Origin of the sequence: Streptomyces sp. NPDC000345 (assembly GCF_042898825.1) — a bacterium.
Classification (GTDB): Bacteria; Actinomycetota; Actinomycetes; order Streptomycetales; family Streptomycetaceae; genus Streptomyces.
In genome coordinates this window covers 1-16,006 of record NZ_JBIAZE010000026.1, presented here as the reverse complement: position 1 = coordinate 16,006, position 16,006 = coordinate 1, and the positions used below count along the sequence as shown (strand labels likewise).

The 16,006-nt window shown below is 73.4% G+C and carries 14 protein-coding genes; 10 read left to right on the top strand and 4 right to left on the bottom strand.

What is annotated here, in order from left to right:
- The first annotated feature begins 233 nt into the window (after nucleotides 1-233).
- From aceE to ACFY30_RS38245, 3 genes are all read left to right on the top strand, one after another.
- Complete coding sequence (gene aceE / locus ACFY30_RS38255; RefSeq protein ID WP_390849758.1) at nucleotides 234-2,936, top strand: pyruvate dehydrogenase (acetyl-transferring), homodimeric type; 2,703 nt, start codon at nucleotides 234-236, stop codon at nucleotides 2,934-2,936.
- A gap of 77 nt (nucleotides 2,937-3,013) precedes the next feature.
- Nucleotides 3,014-4,018 (top strand): helix-turn-helix transcriptional regulator, encoded by a 1,005-nt coding sequence (locus ACFY30_RS38250; RefSeq protein WP_390849757.1) that lies wholly within the window; start codon nucleotides 3,014-3,016, stop codon nucleotides 4,016-4,018.
- Nucleotides 4,019-4,075: 57 nt separating this feature from the next.
- A complete protein-coding gene (locus tag ACFY30_RS38245; protein WP_390656189.1) occupies nucleotides 4,076-4,594 on the top strand; it encodes a DUF4240 domain-containing protein in 519 nt (172 codons plus the stop codon).
- Nucleotides 4,595-4,610: 16 nt separating this feature from the next.
- Here the strand turns inward: ACFY30_RS38245 and ACFY30_RS38240 are convergent, their stop codons facing one another.
- Nucleotides 4,611-4,859 carry a hypothetical protein gene (locus ACFY30_RS38240; protein WP_390849756.1) on the bottom strand — a complete coding sequence of 83 codons (249 nt, stop codon included), beginning with the start codon at nucleotides 4,857-4,859 and terminating at the stop codon, nucleotides 4,611-4,613.
- A gap of 72 nt (nucleotides 4,860-4,931) precedes the next feature.
- A complete protein-coding gene (locus ACFY30_RS38235) occupies nucleotides 4,932-5,810 on the bottom strand; it encodes a peptidoglycan recognition protein (RefSeq protein ID WP_390849755.1) in 879 nt (292 codons plus the stop codon).
- A 190-nt stretch (nucleotides 5,811-6,000) separates the two neighbouring features.
- Here ACFY30_RS38235 and ACFY30_RS38230 point away from each other — a divergent pair, with 190 nt between their 5' ends.
- On the top strand, nucleotides 6,001-7,185 hold the full coding sequence (locus ACFY30_RS38230) for a MarP family serine protease (protein WP_390849754.1): 1,185 nt from the start codon (nucleotides 6,001-6,003) through the stop codon (nucleotides 7,183-7,185).
- A 3-nt stretch (nucleotides 7,186-7,188) separates the two neighbouring features.
- Here the strand turns inward: ACFY30_RS38230 and ACFY30_RS38225 are convergent, their stop codons facing one another.
- Nucleotides 7,189-7,683 carry a GNAT family N-acetyltransferase gene (locus ACFY30_RS38225; RefSeq protein ID WP_390849753.1) on the bottom strand — a complete coding sequence of 165 codons (495 nt, stop codon included), beginning with the start codon at nucleotides 7,681-7,683 and terminating at the stop codon, nucleotides 7,189-7,191.
- A 71-nt stretch (nucleotides 7,684-7,754) separates the two neighbouring features.
- Between ACFY30_RS38225 and ACFY30_RS38220 the strand changes: the two genes are divergently transcribed.
- The gene (locus ACFY30_RS38220) at nucleotides 7,755-8,654 is read left to right on the top strand and encodes a TIGR01777 family oxidoreductase (RefSeq protein WP_390849752.1); all 900 of its coding nucleotides are present in this window, start codon (nucleotides 7,755-7,757) and stop codon (nucleotides 8,652-8,654) included.
- 672 nt (nucleotides 8,655-9,326) lie between these two features.
- A complete protein-coding gene (locus tag ACFY30_RS38215) occupies nucleotides 9,327-10,784 on the top strand; it encodes an NAD(P)/FAD-dependent oxidoreductase (protein ID WP_390849751.1) in 1,458 nt (485 codons plus the stop codon).
- Nucleotides 10,785-10,870: 86 nt separating this feature from the next.
- On the opposite strand, the gene ACFY30_RS38210 is transcribed toward ACFY30_RS38215, so the two are convergent.
- On the bottom strand, nucleotides 10,871-12,364 hold the full coding sequence (locus ACFY30_RS38210) for a regulator (protein WP_390849750.1): 1,494 nt from the start codon (nucleotides 12,362-12,364) through the stop codon (nucleotides 10,871-10,873).
- Between the two features lie 245 nt (nucleotides 12,365-12,609).
- Between ACFY30_RS38210 and lipB the strand changes: the two genes are divergently transcribed.
- From lipB to ACFY30_RS38190, 4 genes are all read left to right on the top strand, one after another.
- A complete protein-coding gene (lipB, locus tag ACFY30_RS38205; protein WP_390849749.1) occupies nucleotides 12,610-13,428 on the top strand; it encodes a lipoyl(octanoyl) transferase LipB in 819 nt (272 codons plus the stop codon).
- Nucleotides 13,429-13,562: 134 nt separating this feature from the next.
- On the top strand, nucleotides 13,563-14,549 hold the full coding sequence (gene lipA / locus ACFY30_RS38200) for a lipoyl synthase (RefSeq protein WP_390849748.1): 987 nt from the start codon (nucleotides 13,563-13,565) through the stop codon (nucleotides 14,547-14,549).
- Nucleotides 14,550-14,837: 288 nt separating this feature from the next.
- Nucleotides 14,838-15,041 carry a hypothetical protein gene (locus ACFY30_RS38195; protein WP_390849747.1) on the top strand — a complete coding sequence of 68 codons (204 nt, stop codon included), beginning with the start codon at nucleotides 14,838-14,840 and terminating at the stop codon, nucleotides 15,039-15,041.
- A 110-nt stretch (nucleotides 15,042-15,151) separates the two neighbouring features.
- A complete protein-coding gene (locus tag ACFY30_RS38190) occupies nucleotides 15,152-15,853 on the top strand; it encodes a DUF4191 domain-containing protein (protein ID WP_390849746.1) in 702 nt (233 codons plus the stop codon).
- The last annotated feature ends 153 nt before the right edge of the window (nucleotides 15,854-16,006 follow it).

The following is a 16,006-nucleotide window of genomic DNA, read 5'->3' as shown; positions in this document are numbered from 1 at the left end:
CTGCGAAAACGCCCGATATAAGCGGCACCGGGTGCCTGCCCGAAAGACACCCCGTGCCGACTTTCTCGGAATCGAGAGGTTTTTCCCCTCAACCCTTTGATCGATCATCGATCAGGGAGCTACAGTCGCCGACGGACCTCCACCGAGGTCCTCGCCCTGTCCTGCCAAAGACCAAGGGCACCCCCGAACCCTTACCGATGAGGGAACCCCCTTCGACTGAGGAAGGCGGCGACATGACCGACCCCAACGCCATCCAGCCGAGCGAGCTCGACCAGCTCCCGGACCGCGACCCGGAGGAGACCGCCGAATGGCAGGCCTCGCTGGACGCGGTCGCCAAGGCGGCCGGCCCGCACCGTGCCGCGTACCTGATGCGCCGCACGCTGGAGCGCGCGGAGGCGGGCGGCATCGCGCTGCCGAAGCTTCTCGAGACCGACTACGTCAACACCATCCCCACCGTCGCCGAGCCGGGCGTGCCCGGTGACGAGGAGATGGAGCGGAAGATCACCGCCTGGAACCGCTGGAACGCGGCCGCGATGGTGACCCGCGGCTCCAAGTACGGCGTCGGCGGCCACATCGCCACCTTCGCCTCGGCGGCCTGGCTCTACGAGACCGGCTTCAACCACTTCTTCAGGGGCAAGGAGGCCGACGGCTCGGGCGACCAGCTCTACATCCAGGGCCACGCCTCCCCCGGCATCTACGCCCGCGCCTTCCTCGACGGCCGGCTGAACGAGTCCCACCTGGACAACTTCCGCCGCGAGTCCGGCGGCGACGGCCTGCCCTCCTACCCGCACCCGCGGCGGCTCCCCTGGCTGTGGGAGTTCCCGACGGTGTCGATGGGCCTCGGCCCGCTCTCCGCGATCTACCAGGCGCGCTTCAACCGCTACCTGACCAACCGCGGCATCAAGGACGTCTCCGCCTCCCACGTCTGGGCCTTCCTCGGCGACGGCGAGATGGACGAGCCCGAGTCCACGGCGGCGCTCGCGCTCGCCTCCCGCGAGGGCCTGGACAACCTGACCTTCGTCATCAACTGCAACCTGCAGCGCCTCGACGGCCCGGTCCGCGCCAACTTCAAGATCGTGCAGGAGCTGGAGGCCCAGTTCCGCGGCGCCGGCTGGAACGTCGTCAAGACGCTGTGGGGCTCGGCCTGGGACGAGCTGTTCCGGCTCGACACCACCGGCGCGCTCGTGCGCCGTCTGCGCGAGGTGCCGGACGCCCAGGTGCAGACGTACCAGACCCGCGACGCCGCCTACATCCGCCAGGACTTCTTCGGCAAGGACCCGGCGCTCGTCGAGATGGCGAAACTGCTGTCCGACGACAAGATCCTGGAGTGCTTCCACCTCTCCCGCGGTGGTCACGAGGCACGCAAGGTGTACGCCGCCTACAAGGCCGCCGTCGAGTTCAAGGGCGCGCCGACCGTCATCCTGGCCCAGACCGTCAAGGGCCACACCCTCGGCGAGGGCTTCGCGTCGAAGAACGCCAACCACCAGATGAAGAAGCTGACGGTGGACGAGTTCAAGACGATGCGCGACCTGCTCGAACTGCCCATCAAGGACAGCGACTTCACCGACGGCGTGGTTCCCTACGGCCACCCCGGCGCCGACTCCCCCGAGGTCCGCTACCTCCAGGAGCGCCGCGCGGCCCTCGGTGGTCCCGCCCCGGCCCGCCGCGTGCACCCGGTGGCCCCGCTGCCCGCCCCCGCGGAGAAGGCGTTCGCCTCCTTCGACAAGGGCTCCGGCTCCCAGAACGTGGCCACCACCATGGCCTTCGTCCGCCTGATCAAGGACCTGGTCCGCGACAAGGAGACCGGGAAGCGCTGGGTGCCGATCGTCCCCGACGAGGCGCGCACCTTCGGCATGGAGTCGCTCTTCCCGTCCCTGGGCATCTACTCGCCCAAGGGCCAGACGTACGAGCCGGTCGACCGCGACCAGCTGATGTACTACAAGGAGGCCCAGAACGGCCAGATCCTCAACGAGGGGATCACCGAGGCCGGTTCGATGGCCGACTTCATCGCCGCTTCGACGTCGTACGCGACGCACGGCGAGGCGATGATCCCGTTCTACATCTTCTACTCGATGTTCGGCTGGCAGCGCACGGCCGACCAGATGTGGCAGCTCGGCGACCAGCTCGGCCGCGGCTTCCTCGTCGGCGCCACGGCGGGCCGTACGACCCTGACGGGCGAGGGCCTGCAGCACGCCGACGGCCACTCCCCGGTCATCGCCGCGACCAACCCGGCCGCCCTCACCTACGACCCGGCGTTCGCCTACGAGGTCGCCACGATCGTCAAGGACGGTCTGCGCCGTATGTACGGCGAGGCCGCGCCGGACGAGGACCCGAACGTCTTCTACTACCTGACGGTCTACAACGAGCCGCTGCCGCAGCCCGCGAAGCCCGCAGGACCCGGCGTCGACGAGGGCATCGTCAAGGGCCTGTACCGCTTCAACACGGCGGAGTCGGCCGGCCTGTCGCCGGTCGCCAACGCCCCGCGCATCCAGCTGCTCGGCTCCGGCACCGCGATCCACTGGGTCCTCGAGGCGCAGAGGATGCTCGCCGAGGAGTGGGGCGTGGCCGCCGACGTGTGGTCCGCGACCTCCTGGACCGAGCTGCGCCGGGACGCGCTGGAGGCCGACGCCGGCCTGCTGCGCGGCGAGGAGCGGGTGCCGTACGTCCGCCGGGCGCTGCAGGGCGCCGAGGGGCCGGTGCTCGCGGTCTCCGACTACATGCGCCAGGTACCCGACCAGATCGCTCAGTGGGTCGAGCAGGACTGGTCCTCCCTGGGCGCGGACGGCTTCGGCCTCTCCGACACCCGCGAGGCGGCCCGCCGTCACTTCGGCGTCGACGCGGAGTCGGTGGTCGTCGCGGCCCTGGCCCAGCTGGCCCGGCGCGGCGAGGTCAAGGCGAGCGCGGTGAAGGAGGCGCGCGAGCGCTACGGCCTGTAGGTCACGGTTCGGGGAAGGGGGGTACGGCGGTCGCCGTACCCCCCTTCCCTGTCGGTGGGTCCCGGCATCATGACCGTATGCGCGCTGCCCGCCTGATCAAGATGGTGCTGCTCCTGCAGTCCCGCCCCGCCATGACCGGCGCCGAGCTGGCCCGGGAGCTGGAGGTGTCCGAGCGGACCGTCACACGGGACGCGCAGGCGCTGTCGGAGGCCGGGGTGCCGGTGTACGCGGAGCGGGGGCGGGCCGGGGGGTACCGGCTGGTCGGCGGGTACCGGACGGGGCTGACCGGGCTGGCCCGGGGCGAGGCCGAGGCGCTGTTCCTGAGCGGGGTGCCGGGGGCGCTGCGCGAGATGGGGCTGGAGGACGCCGCCTCCGCCGCCCGGCTGAAGGTGTCCGCCGCGCTGCTGCCCTCGCTGCGGGACGCCCCTCGCGCGGCGGCCCAGCGGTTCCATCTGGACGCGCCCGCGTGGTTCAGGGAGCCGCAGACTCCCGAGGCGCTGGCGGTGGTCGCGGGCGCGGTGTGGGACGACCGGTGTGTGCGGGCGCGCTACCTGCGGGGCGGTGACGGGGAGTCGCGGCGGGAGGTGGTGCGGGAGCTGGAGCCGTACGGGCTCGTGCTGAAGGCGGGGGTCTGGTACCTGTGCGCGCGGGTGCGCGACGACGGGGGCCGGGGCGGTGTCTTCCGGACGTACCGCATCGACCGGTTCGCCGGGGTGGAGGATCTGAAGGATCGTTTCTGCCGGGACGAGGACTTCGATCTGCCCGGGTTCTGGGCCGCACAGGCGGAGCGGTTCGCGCGCTCGATCCTGCGGGCCGAGGTCGTCGTACGGCTGTCGCCGGCGGGGCTGCGCGCGCTGCCGCACGCCGTGGACCCGGTGGCCGCCCGGGACGCGCTGGCGACGGCCGGGGAGCCGGACGGGCGGGGGTGGGTGACGGTCACGCTGCGGGTGGAGTCGGAGGACGTGGCGCACACCCAGCTCACGGCGCTCGGCGCCGAGGCCGAGGTGGTCTCCCCCGCGTCCCTGCGGCAGCGGTTCGCCGAGGAGGCGGAACGGCTGGCGGAGTTGTACCGGCGCCTGTGACAATCACCGGCACTCCGGGTGCGCCGCACACCTCCAGGCACGATGCTTGGACGCGTGATGGACGAGTTGGAGTTCTGGGAGCTGGTGGACGCCTCCCGTGAGGCCGCCGAGGGCGACCCCGAGGAGCAGGCCGACCTGCTCGTGGAGCGGCTGATCCGGCTGGACCCCGAGTCCGTGCTCGACTTCGCCCGGCATTTCGAGTCCCGCTACAACCGCGCCTACACCTGGGATCTGTGGGGCGCCGCGTGGGTGCTTCTGGACGGGGCGAGCGACGACGCCTTCGACTTCTTCCGGTGCTGGCTGATCGGGCAGGGCCGGGAGACGTTCGAGGGCGCGGTGCACGATCCGGACGCGCTCGCCGATCTGCTGGACGAGTTCGACGAGGAGATCGACGGGGACGGGGAGGAGCTCGGCTACGCGGCCGACGAGGCCTACGAGCAGCTCACCGGGACCGTCGCCCCGGACCTGGGCGTTCCGCCCGCTCCGTCCGAACCCGAGGGCACGCCCGTCGACTTCGAGAACGAGATGGCGCTCGCCGAGCGCTATCCCCGGCTGTGGGCGCGCTTCAAGGAGTGATCCGCCGTCGCGGGCCTCAGACCGCGGCCTTGCGGCGGGTGCTGTCCGCCGGGATGTACGCCTGCGTCTGGTCGGCGCGCACCGCGTGGTGCAGCGGCGCCTTGTTGGCCTGTTCGAGGGCGGACGCGGTGACCGCGGCCGGGCCGAGGACGACCGCGGCGACGGCGCAGAGGACCGTCCAGGGACCGCGGGCGGCCCTGGTCCATCCGGCGGCCGCGTGCTCCGAGCCGTGACCGCCGCTGCCCACGCTGTGGCTGCTGTTCATCGTCCCCACCTCCGGTCGGTTCCTGTTGCTCATGACCGTAGGCCCCGGGCATGGGAGAACTCTGAATCCCGCCTAAGGGGTTCCTGTGAGCGTCCCCGAGGGCGCCGTGGCGGCCGTGCGGCCCTGGAGACGGGCGGCCGTCGCGCGGATCTCCGGCAGGCGGGCGGTGAGGGCCGCGCCGGGACAGCTCGTCATGTAGCCGTCGTTGTGGCCGGCGAGGGCGGGCAGGGTGGCGGTGACTCCGGCGGCGTACCGGCTGAGGCTGTTGCTCGAGGTGAGGCGGACCATGTCGCGCGGGTCGACGCCGGCCGGGCCGAGCTTCCAGGCCGTCAGGGCGGCGATCGCGTCGACCATCGGCTGCGGCACGGGCACGCCGGCGGTGAACGTGCCGAGGGCCGCGATGCCGGCCGTGCGGTGGTTGAAGCCCTGGGTGTGGGCGCCGGTGACGGGACGGTCGACACCGCCCGCGCGGCCCTCGTAGATGGTCCCGCAGCGGTCGACGAGGAAGTTGTAGCCGATGTCGTCCCAGTCGCGGACGCCGGTCTGGCCCGCGTACAGGTAGCGGATGACGCGGGGCGCGTCGGCGCAGGCGTAGCCGTTGGGCGAGTCGGTGTGGTGGACGAAGACGGCGACGACCTCGTCGTCGTAGCGCGGCGGCGGCTGGTCGTGCCGGCTGCGCGCGTCGAGCCAGGCCGAGCGGGGCACGATGTGCGGCCGGGGCGCGGTGTACGCACCGGTCACCGTGCGGGCCGGGGTGGGACGGCCGGCGCGGGCGGCCAGGTGGGCCGAGGCGGCGCGGTCGACGCCGCCCGCGCACAGCACCAGCGCGGCGACGGCGGCGAGCCCGGGCAGGCAGCCCAGGAGTACGAGGAGCGGTCCCGGTATGCGCGCCGGGCGCCGCCGTCCTCGCGTTCCCCGGGTCCCGCGGGGCGCCGGTCGGAGGGCACACATGGACCCACTGTCGGCCGGTTCCGCTCCGCCCGCGACGTGTGCTGTGCCACCTGGTGGAACCATCGTCCCGGTCCGCGGCGTTTTTCTCGGTGTACGCACACGTGGCCGATTGCGTTCGGGCACGCGTGCGTGCGGCTGATCACTGGGCCCGTCCCCCACGTACTGAAGGGTCCAAGAGAAAGGCGGCTCCGTGGACCTGCTCGACATCCTGCTGGTGCTGGCGATCCTGGCCTACGCCGGTTCCGGTTACCGGCGCGGACTGGTGGCCGGCGGTGTCTCGCTGGCCGGGTTCGTGGGCGGCGCGGTGATCGGTGTGTGGGCGCTGCCGTGGGTGATGAACCTCGTGACACCGGGGACCACGGCCGCCACGCTGACCGCGGTCTTCACGGTCCTGGTCCCGGCGGCGTTCGGGCACGAGCTGGCGGGGCGCCTCGCGCTGCGGCTGCGGCGCGAGCTGGACCGGGGGCCGCTCAGGGTGGCCGACGGGATCGGCGGCGCGGCGGCGAACGCGGTGGCGGTGCTGATCGTGGCGTGGGTGGCGGCGAGCGTGCTGGCCGCGTCCTCCTCGCCGCTGGTGGCCTCCTCGATCCGGGACTCCAAGCTGCTGGGGGCGGTGCAGGACGCGATGCCGGAGACCACCCCGGCGTGGTTCTCCAACGCCACCTCCGCGCTGGCCGCGGCGGGCTTCCCGCAGGTCTTCAACCCGTTCGAGAACGAGTCGACGGCCCGGGTCGCCAAGCCCAGCGGCGACAGCGTCACGGCGCGGGCGACCAACGCGGCCAAGCTGAGCACGGTGAAGATCGAGGGCTCCTCGGGCGACCAGGGCCGCGAGGGCAGCGGGTTCGTGTACGCGCGCGAGCACGTGATGACCAACGCGCACGTGGTGGCCGGCATCGACCACCCGAGCGTGCGCGTCGGCGGCGTGGGGTCCTCCTACGACGCCCAGGTGGTGCTCTTCGACCCGGACAAGGACGTGGCCGTGCTGTACGTCCCCCGGCTGCGCGCCCCGGTGCTGCGCTTCGACGACACCGCGGAGCGGGGCGACGAGGCGGTCGTGGCGGGCTATCCGCAGGACGGCGACCTCGACCTCCAGGCGGCCACGGTCGCAGGCCGGGTGAAGGCGACCGGGCGCAACATCTACAACGACTCGACGGTCACCCGCGAGATCTACTCGATCCGCTCCACGGTCCGCCCCGGCAACTCCGGCGGCCCGCTGCTGACCACCGACGGCGAGGTGTTCGGCGTCGTCTTCGCCCGCTCCACCTCCGACGACGAGACCGGCTACGTGCTGACGGCGGCCGAGGTGGCCGACGACGCCTCGCGGGCGGCGAAGGCGACGGCGCCGGTGGACACGGGCGAGCTCACCGGTTCCTGAGCCTCACAGCCGGTGCCCCATGAGGACGTCGTCCACGTACTCCCCGCCGAGCAGCATCTCCTCCGGCAGGATCCCCTCCACCACGAACCCCTCGGACTCGTAGAGCTTGCGGGCGGGTGTGTTGTGGCCGAGGACGCGCAGCGTGAGGCGGCGGGCGCCGCGCCCGCGCGCCTCCTCCACGGCCGCCCGGAGCAGCGCCCGTCCGGCCCCCTCGCCGCGCGCCTCGTCGGCGACGGCGAGGCCCTGTATCTGCAGGACGTGCGCGTTGGCGGCGACGGGAGTGGGGCGGCCGAGGCGGATGTATCCCACGACCCGGCCGGCGAGTTCGGCGACCAGATGGTCCTCGGGGACATGGCGTTCGTCGAAGAAGGGCTCGTCGGGCCCCGGCTCGGGCATCACGGCGTGCAGATGCGACCACGTGAGCCGGTCGATCAGGGCGAGCGCCCCGTCGTCGGTGGACCGGGCGGCGCGGACACGGAGTGCGGAGGGCTCGGGCATGGGCGCCACCCTAAGGCGCGCGGCCGCCGTCCCGACCGGGGTTTTGTGCCCGCACCGGGCAGGATGGGCCCATGGAACAGCAACGTGCGCGAATCGCGGTGGCCGGTGCGTCCGGTCTCATCGGCAGCGCCCTGGTGCGGTCCCTGACCGCCGACGGGCACGAGGTGGTCCGGCTGGTGCGCCGTGCGCCCCGGGGCGCGGACGAGGTGCGCTGGGATCCGGAGCGCGGGCGGGTGGACGCGGCGGGGCTCGCGGGGTGCGACGCCGTGGTCAACCTGGCGGGCGCGGGGGTCGGGGACCGGCGGTGGACGGACGCGTACAAGCAGCGGATCCACGACAGCCGGGTGCATGCCACGGCCGGTCTGGCGAAGGCGGTCGCCTCGCTCGACGAGCCGCCGCGGGTGTTCGTCAACGGCAGCGCCATGGGCATCTACGGCGAGACCGGCGAGCGGGTCGTGGACGAGGGCGCGCCCGCCGGTACCGGCTTCCTGCCGGAGCTGTGCGTGGAGTGGGAGGCCGCCGCGTCGCCGGCCCGGGACGCCGGCGTCCGGACGGTGTTCACCCGCACCGGTCTGGTCGTGTCGCGCGGCGGCGGGGCGTGGGGGCGGCTGTTCCCGCTCTTCCTGTCGGGCCTCGGGGGGCGGATGGGCGACGGGCGGCAGTACTGGTCCTACATCGCGCTGCACGACGAGGTCGCGGCGATCAGGCATCTGATGGACCGTGACGATCTGTCGGGGCCGTTCAACCTGACCGCGCCCGAGCCGCTGACGAACCGTGAGATCACGGAGGCGATGGGGCGGGTGCTGCACCGGCCGACGCTGTTCGCGGTGCCGGCGCCGGTGCTGCGGACGGTACTGGGCGAGATGGCCCGGGACGTGCTGGGCAGTGCGCGGGTGGTGCCGAAGCGGCTTCTGGAGTCCGGCTTCACCTTCGCGTTCCCGGGCATCGAGGACGCGATCCGCGCGGCGTGAGACGCGGCCTGCGCGGCGTGAGACGCGGGAGGCGGTCCCCGGGACGCGGGTCCGTAGGGCGAGGGGCGCGGTCCGTGAGGCGTGGGACGCGGTCCGCGCCGACGCGGTCCGTGGGGCGCGGGACGTCGTGCGTGCAGGCGTGGCCCTGGGGCGCGCGGACGCGGTCCGTGAGGCGCGGGACGTCGTGCGTGCGGACCTGGCCCCGGGGTGCGGGACGTCGTGCGTGCAGGCGTGGCCCTGGGGCGCGCGGACGCGGTCCGTGAGGCGCGGGACGTCGGGCGTGCGGACCTGGCCCCGGGGTGCGGGACGTCGTGCGTGCAGGCGTGGTCCTGGGGCGCGCGGACGCGGTCCGTGGGGCGCGGGACGTCGGGCGCGAGGGCGCGGTCCTGGGCGGGTGGGAGGCGGGCCCGGGGTGGGCGGGACGCCGTGTGTGCGGTGTGCGAGATGCCACGGGTGCGGCGGGAGTGCGGGGTGGGCGGGTCCGTACGGCGGTGTGCGACCAGGTGTGCTCACCCCCGGCGACCGTATGCGACCGCCGTGCGACCGTGCCCTGTCCATGCGCGACTGCCCCTGACCGATCACGGCCCTACCCTCGATCCGAACTCGGGTATCCCGGACGCCAGTTGGGGGCATGACGTCTCCACCGGCCGCGCAAACCTCGAGGAGGGGCACGTGCTTGAGCCCGCGTACCAGGCAGACGTCGTCGTCGTGGGAGCCGGAATCGCCGGACTCTCCGCCGCACATCGGCTGACCAGCGCAGGAATAACGACCGCAGTCCTGGAGGCCGCCCCTTACCCAGGCGGCCGCATGTCGACCGAGAAGGTCGACGGCTTCCGGCTCGACCGCATCGGGCAGTTGCTGTCCACGGCGTATCCCGAACTGGCCCTGACCCCGGGGCTGGACGCGCTGGTGCTGCGCTCCTTCTCCCCCGGCGTCCTGCTGCACAGCGACGGGCGCCATCACCGCGCCGGCGCGCAGGCGGGCGCGGGGAGCGCACGGGGCGCACTCCATGCCGTACGCGCCCTGGCGAGCGCCCCACGGCCGGGTGCGCTGCCCCGGCCCCGTACGGGCGTCTCCCGGGCGGTACCGCTGTCCGGGGGCCGGAGCATGTCCCTGCCCGGGGGCCGGGCGGGCGCGCCGGGGCAGGCCGTGCCGCCGCCCCGGGTCCGGCCCGGCGCCCCGCTGGGCACGGCCGTGGACCAGGCCCGGCTGAGCGCCGCGCTCACCCGGATCGCGGCCACCTCCACCGAACGGCTGCTGCGCCGCCCGGAGTCGGCGGCCGCCGAGGCGCTGGCGGCGCGCGGGCTGCCCGCCCGCACGATCGACGGCTTCCTGCGTCCGCTGCTCGCCGCGCTGCTCTGCGACCCGGACCTCACCACCTCCAGCCGGTGCGCGGACCTCGCGCTGCGTGCCTTCGCGGCGGGCCGGCTGTGCGTACCGGAGGGGGGTGCCGAGGTGTTGCCGGAGCTGCTCGCGCGGACGCTGCCGCCGGGCACCGTGCACACCGGGGTGCGGGTCACCTCGGTGTCCACGACCTCGGTGACCACCGCCGAGCACGGCGAGTTCCGCTGCCGCGCGGTCCTGGTGGCCACCGACGCCCGCACCGCCGCCGAGCTGCTGCCCGGCCTGCGTGTGCCCGACTTCCACCCGGTGACGGTCGTCCACCACACGACGGACGAGCCGCTGGCGACCGGCGCGTCCCTCCTGCTCGACGCCGACCGGGGCGGCCCGGTCGCGCACACGACGGTGGTCAGCTCCGTGGACCCGTCCCGCGCGCCCGAGGGCCGGGCCCTGATCTCCTCCACGGTCCTCGGCCCCCCGCCCGACGGCGTCGACACGGCCGTGCGGATGCACCTCGCCCGGCTCTACGGCACCTCGACCGCGCGCTGGGAGACCCTCGCCGTCCACCACACCGCCGAGGCCGTCCCCGCGATGCGCCCGCCGCACGACCTGCGGCGCGCGGTGCGGCTCCTCGCGGGCCTGTACGTGTGCGGCGACCACCGGGACACCAGCACCGTCCAGGGCGCCCTGCACTCGGCGCACCGGGCCGCCGCGGCGATCGTGGCGGACCTGGGAGCGGCGGGGTCGATGCACCGGGCGGACCCGGAGCCCGCGGCGGAGGCGGCCTGAACCGCCCCCGAGGCCCGCGGGGCACCGCGCGAGGGGCCACGAAGGCGCCGCGCGGGTCCCGCGGGCGGTGGAGCCACCCCCTCCGCCTACCCGAACGCGGCGACCTTGTCCCGGTACGTCCGCACCGGCGCCGCGTCCTTGTACGGCTCCAGCCGGCGCTCGAAGTCCCTGATGTACTCCACCGCCCGGACCGACCGCATCTCCGCCGCCTGTCCGGCCGCCTCGGCGGCCAGCTGGCAGGCCTGGTCGAGTTCGCCGAGGCCCAGACGGGCGGAGGCGAGGACGACCCGGCAGAACAGCCGGCTGCGGGCGTAGGCGGCGGGGCGCAGCTGGAGGGAGCGTTCGGCGTGCTGGGCGGCGGCCCGGAACTGCTGGAGGTCGCGGTGGCAGTGCCCGAACTCGTCGGCCAGCTGCCCCTCGTCGAAGAACCGCGCCCAGTACGGCACCTCGTCCCCGCCCCTGGCCGCCTCCAGGGCGCGCTCGGCCCGCACCAGGGCGGCCGTGCAGGCCCGCACCTCGCCGAGCACGCCGTGCCCGCGCGCCTCGGCCGCGTGCAGCAGTGCCTGGACGACGGGCGGGGCGCCGCCGCCGACGCCCTGCTGGGCCACCCGGGCGAGCTGGACGGCCTCGCGGCCGTGGCCGAGGTAGACGGCCTGGCGGCTCATGGTGACCAGGACGAAGGAGCCGTACGCCCGGTCCCCGGCCGCCTGGGCGAGGCGCAGGGCCTGGACGAAGTAGCGCTGGGCGAGGCCGTGCGCGGCGATGTCGAAGGAGGTCCAGCCCGCGAGCCGGGTGAGGTCGGCGGCTGCGCCGAACAGACGGCGGCCGGTCTGCTCGCCGTAGACGCCACGCAGCATCGGCTCGCACTCGTGTTCGAGGTAGCGGACGAGTGCCTGGCGCGCGTGGCCGCCGCCGTACATGTTGTCGAGGGTGCGGAAGAGCTCGCCGACCGAGCGCAGGGCGGAGATGTCGCCGCCGGTGACCCGCTGACCGGGGCCGCGTTCGCTGCCCTGGCCGCGCTGGCGCGGGACGGCGGGGGGCGCGGCGGGCGCGGCGGGCGCGGGCTTCAGGCCCGTCGCCCTGGGCGCCGGCCGGCTCTGGACCGGCACCCGGGGAGCCTGCTCGCCGCGGGCGACCTTCTCGTCGGGCCGCCCGATCAGCCAGTCCCGGCTCGGGACGACGAGCCCCGCCGGGGTGAAGGCGATCTTGCGCAGCTCGGCGTGGCTGCCGGAGTCCTTGCGCCACAGCCCTCCGACGATGTCGATGGCCTCCTCGGGGGTCCCGGCGAACTCCAGTCCCGCGTAGACCGGGGCGCAGGCGTCCAGGCCGAGGTCCTGGGCGGTCAGCCGGCGGCCGAGGCGGCGGGTGAAGACCTCGGCGATGAGGGCGGGGGTGGTGCCCCGGGGCTGCTGCCCGCGCAGCCACCGGGTGACGGAGGTCTTGTCGTATCTGAGGTCCAGCCCGTGCTCGAGGCCCAGCTGATCGACGCGTCGGGCCAGACCCGCGTTGGAGAAGCCCGCTTCTGCGATGAGCGCGGCGAGCTGGCGGTTGGGCGTGCGCTGCGCGGGTCGTTCCGTCATCTGCGGTTGGGTCTCCTGCCTCCCGGGCCTCCGACGTGCCCGGATGAAGTGCCCTGAGGGCTGTGATCAGGCCTGATGCCTCGTGAACGGCGCGAATGTAGCGGAGCGTAAGCGGCCGGTCGCACATCTCGACCTTCATTCATCCGATCGTGTGAGGATTGGCCGTGCGGCTGACGCGGAGAGCGCGGACGTACAGTGGCTTGGGCGCGTTTCGTGCCTTACGACCTTCCAGGGAGGCGCTTGCCGTGAGTGAGTTGCGGTTCGTCCGTATGGGTTTCGGTGCCGGGGCCGTGGAGTACCAGGAGGCCTGGGACGAGCAACGCCGGGTGCACGCGGCCCGGTTCGCCGACGAGGTCCCCGACACCGTGCTCCTCCTGGAACACCCGCCGGTGTACACCGCCGGCCGGCGCACGGCCGACGACGAACGCCCCCTCGACGGCACCCCGGTCGTCGACGTGGACCGCGGCGGCAAGATCACCTGGCACGGCCCCGGCCAGCTGGTCGGCTATCCCATACAGAAGCTCCCGCGCCCCGTGGACGTGGTCGCGCACCTGCGCCGCCTGGAGGAGGCGATGATCCGCGTCTGCGCGGAGTTCGGCGTCGCGACCAGCCGGGTGGAGGGCCGGGCCGGCGTCTGGGTCCTGGGCGACCCGGTGGACCGGCGCCCCGCCCTGGGCGGCCTCTCCCTCGACTTCGACCCCCGGCTGACCGACGAGGAGTTCGACCCCCGCCTCAACGGCCCCGAGTACGCCCCCTCCAACGCCGGCCAGCGCCGCGAGGACCGCAAGATCTGCGCCATGGGCGTGCGGGTCGCCAAGGGCGTGACCATGCACGGCTTCGCCCTGAACGTGAACCCGGACACGTCCAACTTCGACAAGATCATCCCCTGCGGCATCCGTGACGCGGGCGTCACCTCCCTGGCGTACGAGCTGGGCCGCGAGGTCACCATCGACGAGGTACTGCCGGTCGCCGAGCGCCACCTGACGGACGTCCTGGGCAACGCCGAGCTCAAGCCGCGCCTCGTCGAGGAGACACCGGCCCCGCTCAGCCCGTCCGGCGTGTGAGGACGAGGCCCCTCCGGGGCCGGAGCGGGGCCCCGGGGGCGGCAGCCCCCAGGGAGGCCCACACCCGCGCCGGGTTTCAAATCAACGGGCGTACGCTTGACGACGCCGAAGAATCAATCGCTAGGGAGCCGGTCGTGTCCGCAGTCTCACCCGACGGACGCAAGATGCTGCGCCTGGAGGTCCGCAACAGCCAGACCCCCATCGAGCGCAAGCCCGAGTGGATCAAGACCCGGGCGAAAATGGGCCCCGAGTACACGAAGATGCAGAACCTCGTGAAGAGCGAGGGGCTGCACACCGTGTGCCAGGAAGCCGGCTGCCCGAACATCTACGAGTGCTGGGAAGACCGCGAGGCGACCTTCCTCATCGGCGGCGACCAGTGCACCCGGCGCTGCGACTTCTGCCAGATCGACACCGGCAAGCCCGAGGCGCTGGACCGCGACGAGCCGCGCCGGGTCGGTGAGTCCGTGGTCACCATGGACCTGAACTACGCCACCATCACCGGTGTCGCCCGCGACGACCTCGAGGACGGCGGCGCCTGGCTGTACGCCGAGACGGTCCGCCAGATCCACGAGCAGACCGCCTCCCGCGAGGCCGGCCGCACCAAGGTCGAACTGCTCGCCCCCGACTTCAACGCGGTCCCCGAGCTGCTGGCGGAGGTCTTCGCCTCCCGCCCCGAGGTCTTCGCGCACAACGTCGAGACGGTTCCCCGCATCTTCAAGCGGATCCGCCCCGGCTTCCGCTACGAGCGCTCGCTCAAGGTGATCACCGACGCCCGCGACCACGGCCTGGTCACCAAGTCCAATCTGATCCTCGGCATGGGCGAGACCCGCGAGGAGGTCAGCGAGGCGCTGAAGCAGCTGCACGAGGCCGGCTGCGAGCTGATCACCATCACCCAGTACCTGCGCCCCTCGGTGCGCCACCACCCCGTGGAGCGCTGGGTGAAGCCGCAGGAGTTCGTGGAGCTGAAGGAGGAGGCCGAGCAGATCGGTTTCTCCGGGGTGATGTCCGGACCGCTGGTCCGGTCCTCGTACCGCGCCGGACGCCTCTACCGGATGGCCGTGGAGCAGCGGTCCGCCGCTCCGCTGCCGGGAGACGCCGTCGTCGCCTCGCAGGCCGTGTGACCTGGGCGACATCCGCCGACATGCTTGCGCCATACGGGCGCCGGTCAAGCGTGTGAACTCGCGCACAAGATGCTACTGGCCAGTAACGGCCGAATCGACGCGGTCCCGACCGTCCTCGCAGATGAGGGCCCCGGCCGGGACCGCGTCGGCGTACGGAGACCCCCGAATGCCCCGCATCAAGGCTTCATGGGCGTTTGACCGGTCGGTCACGCCCTGGTAACACCAAACAGTGACGCTGGTATCACACCACGTAGAACCCACCCGAAGCCGCCGAGGGGGACTTCCACCATGCAGGCCGCGCCCGTTCGCGCCACCGCGATCCCGTCCTTCACCACCGCCCTGCGCGCCGTCGAGTCGCTGCTCATGAGCAGCGGACAGCGCACCGCCCGCCGCAACGCCTGGACCTCCGTACTGGAGGACCGCCGTCGCGCCAAGGACCGTGTCGAGGCGCAGCGCGTCTTCGAAGCGGTCGGCTCCGCCCGCACCTCCTGACCGACCCCGCGCCACCCCGCTCCACCCTCTCCCCATCCCCACACCCTTCCCGTCCCCCCTCCCGGACACTGCCGTCGTGGGCACTTCCGGGGCCACGTAGACTTCGTGGCATGGCGAGAAGTGACAGCGCGGCGGACGCCGCGAACCCCGGGCGACTGAAGCAGATCGCCCTGACGTACAAGATGACCCGCAAGGCCGACAAGACGATCGGCCTCGTGCTCGCGGGAGTCTTCCTCCTCATCTTCGGTGTCTTTCTCGCGATCGGTTTCCTGATCGGCCACCCCGTCTACCTGGGCATCCTGGGCTTCCTGCTCGCCTTCCTCGGGACGGCGATCGTGTTCGGACGCCGGGCCGAGCGGGCCGCCTTCGGTCAGATGGAGGGCCAGCCGGGCGCCGCCGCGGCCGTGCTCGACAACATCGGCCGGGGCTGGACGACGACCCCCGCGGTGGCGATGAACCGCAGCCAGGACGTGGTGCACCGCGCCGTCGGCAAGGCGGGCATCGTGCTGGTCGCCGAGGGCAACCCGAACCGGGTGAAGGGCCTCCTGGCCGCCGAGAAGAAGAAGATGAACCGCATCGTCGCGGACGTGCCGGTGCACGACGTGATCGTCGGCACGGGCGAGGGCCAGACCGAGCTGAAGAAGCTGCGGACCACTCTGCTGAAGTTCCCCCGCGTCCTCACCGGCCCGCAGGTCACGGCGACCAACGACCGGCTGCGCGCGATGGGCGACCTGATGAGCAACATGCCGCTCCCGAAGGGACCCATGCCCAAGGGGATGCGCCTGCCGAAGGGCGGGCCCAGGGCTCGCTGACCTCGCACCCACGCGTACGACGAGGGGGGGGCCCCGGGGGGACCCGGGGCCCCCCCCCCCCCCCCCCCCCGCGAACCCCGGTAAAACCCAAGAAGCGCCCCCCCACCCGGCGGGGCCGCCCGGCGGGGCACCCCCCCCCCCCCCCCGCCCCCA

Bases quoted from the DNA above. Each gene is read 5' to 3' on its own strand.
- aceE (WP_390849758.1), top strand. From the start codon at position 234: ATGACCGACCCCAACGCCATCCAGCCGAGCGAGCTCGACCAGCTCCCG.
- ACFY30_RS38250 (WP_390849757.1), top strand. From the start codon at position 3,014: ATGCGCGCTGCCCGCCTGATCAAGATGGTGCTGCTCCTGCAGTCCCGC.
- ACFY30_RS38245 (WP_390656189.1), top strand. From the start codon at position 4,076: ATGGACGAGTTGGAGTTCTGGGAGCTGGTGGACGCCTCCCGTGAGGCC.
- ACFY30_RS38240 (WP_390849756.1), bottom strand. From the start codon at position 4,859: ATGAACAGCAGCCACAGCGTGGGCAGCGGCGGTCACGGCTCGGAGCAC.
- ACFY30_RS38235 (WP_390849755.1), bottom strand. From the start codon at position 5,810: ATGTGTGCCCTCCGACCGGCGCCCCGCGGGACCCGGGGAACGCGAGGA.
- ACFY30_RS38225 (WP_390849753.1), bottom strand. From the start codon at position 7,683: ATGCCCGAGCCCTCCGCACTCCGTGTCCGCGCCGCCCGGTCCACCGAC.
- ACFY30_RS38220 (WP_390849752.1), top strand. From the start codon at position 7,755: ATGGAACAGCAACGTGCGCGAATCGCGGTGGCCGGTGCGTCCGGTCTC.
- ACFY30_RS38210 (WP_390849750.1), bottom strand. From the start codon at position 12,364: ATGACGGAACGACCCGCGCAGCGCACGCCCAACCGCCAGCTCGCCGCG.
- ACFY30_RS38195 (WP_390849747.1), top strand. From the start codon at position 14,838: ATGCAGGCCGCGCCCGTTCGCGCCACCGCGATCCCGTCCTTCACCACC.
- ACFY30_RS38190 (WP_390849746.1), top strand. From the start codon at position 15,152: ATGGCGAGAAGTGACAGCGCGGCGGACGCCGCGAACCCCGGGCGACTG.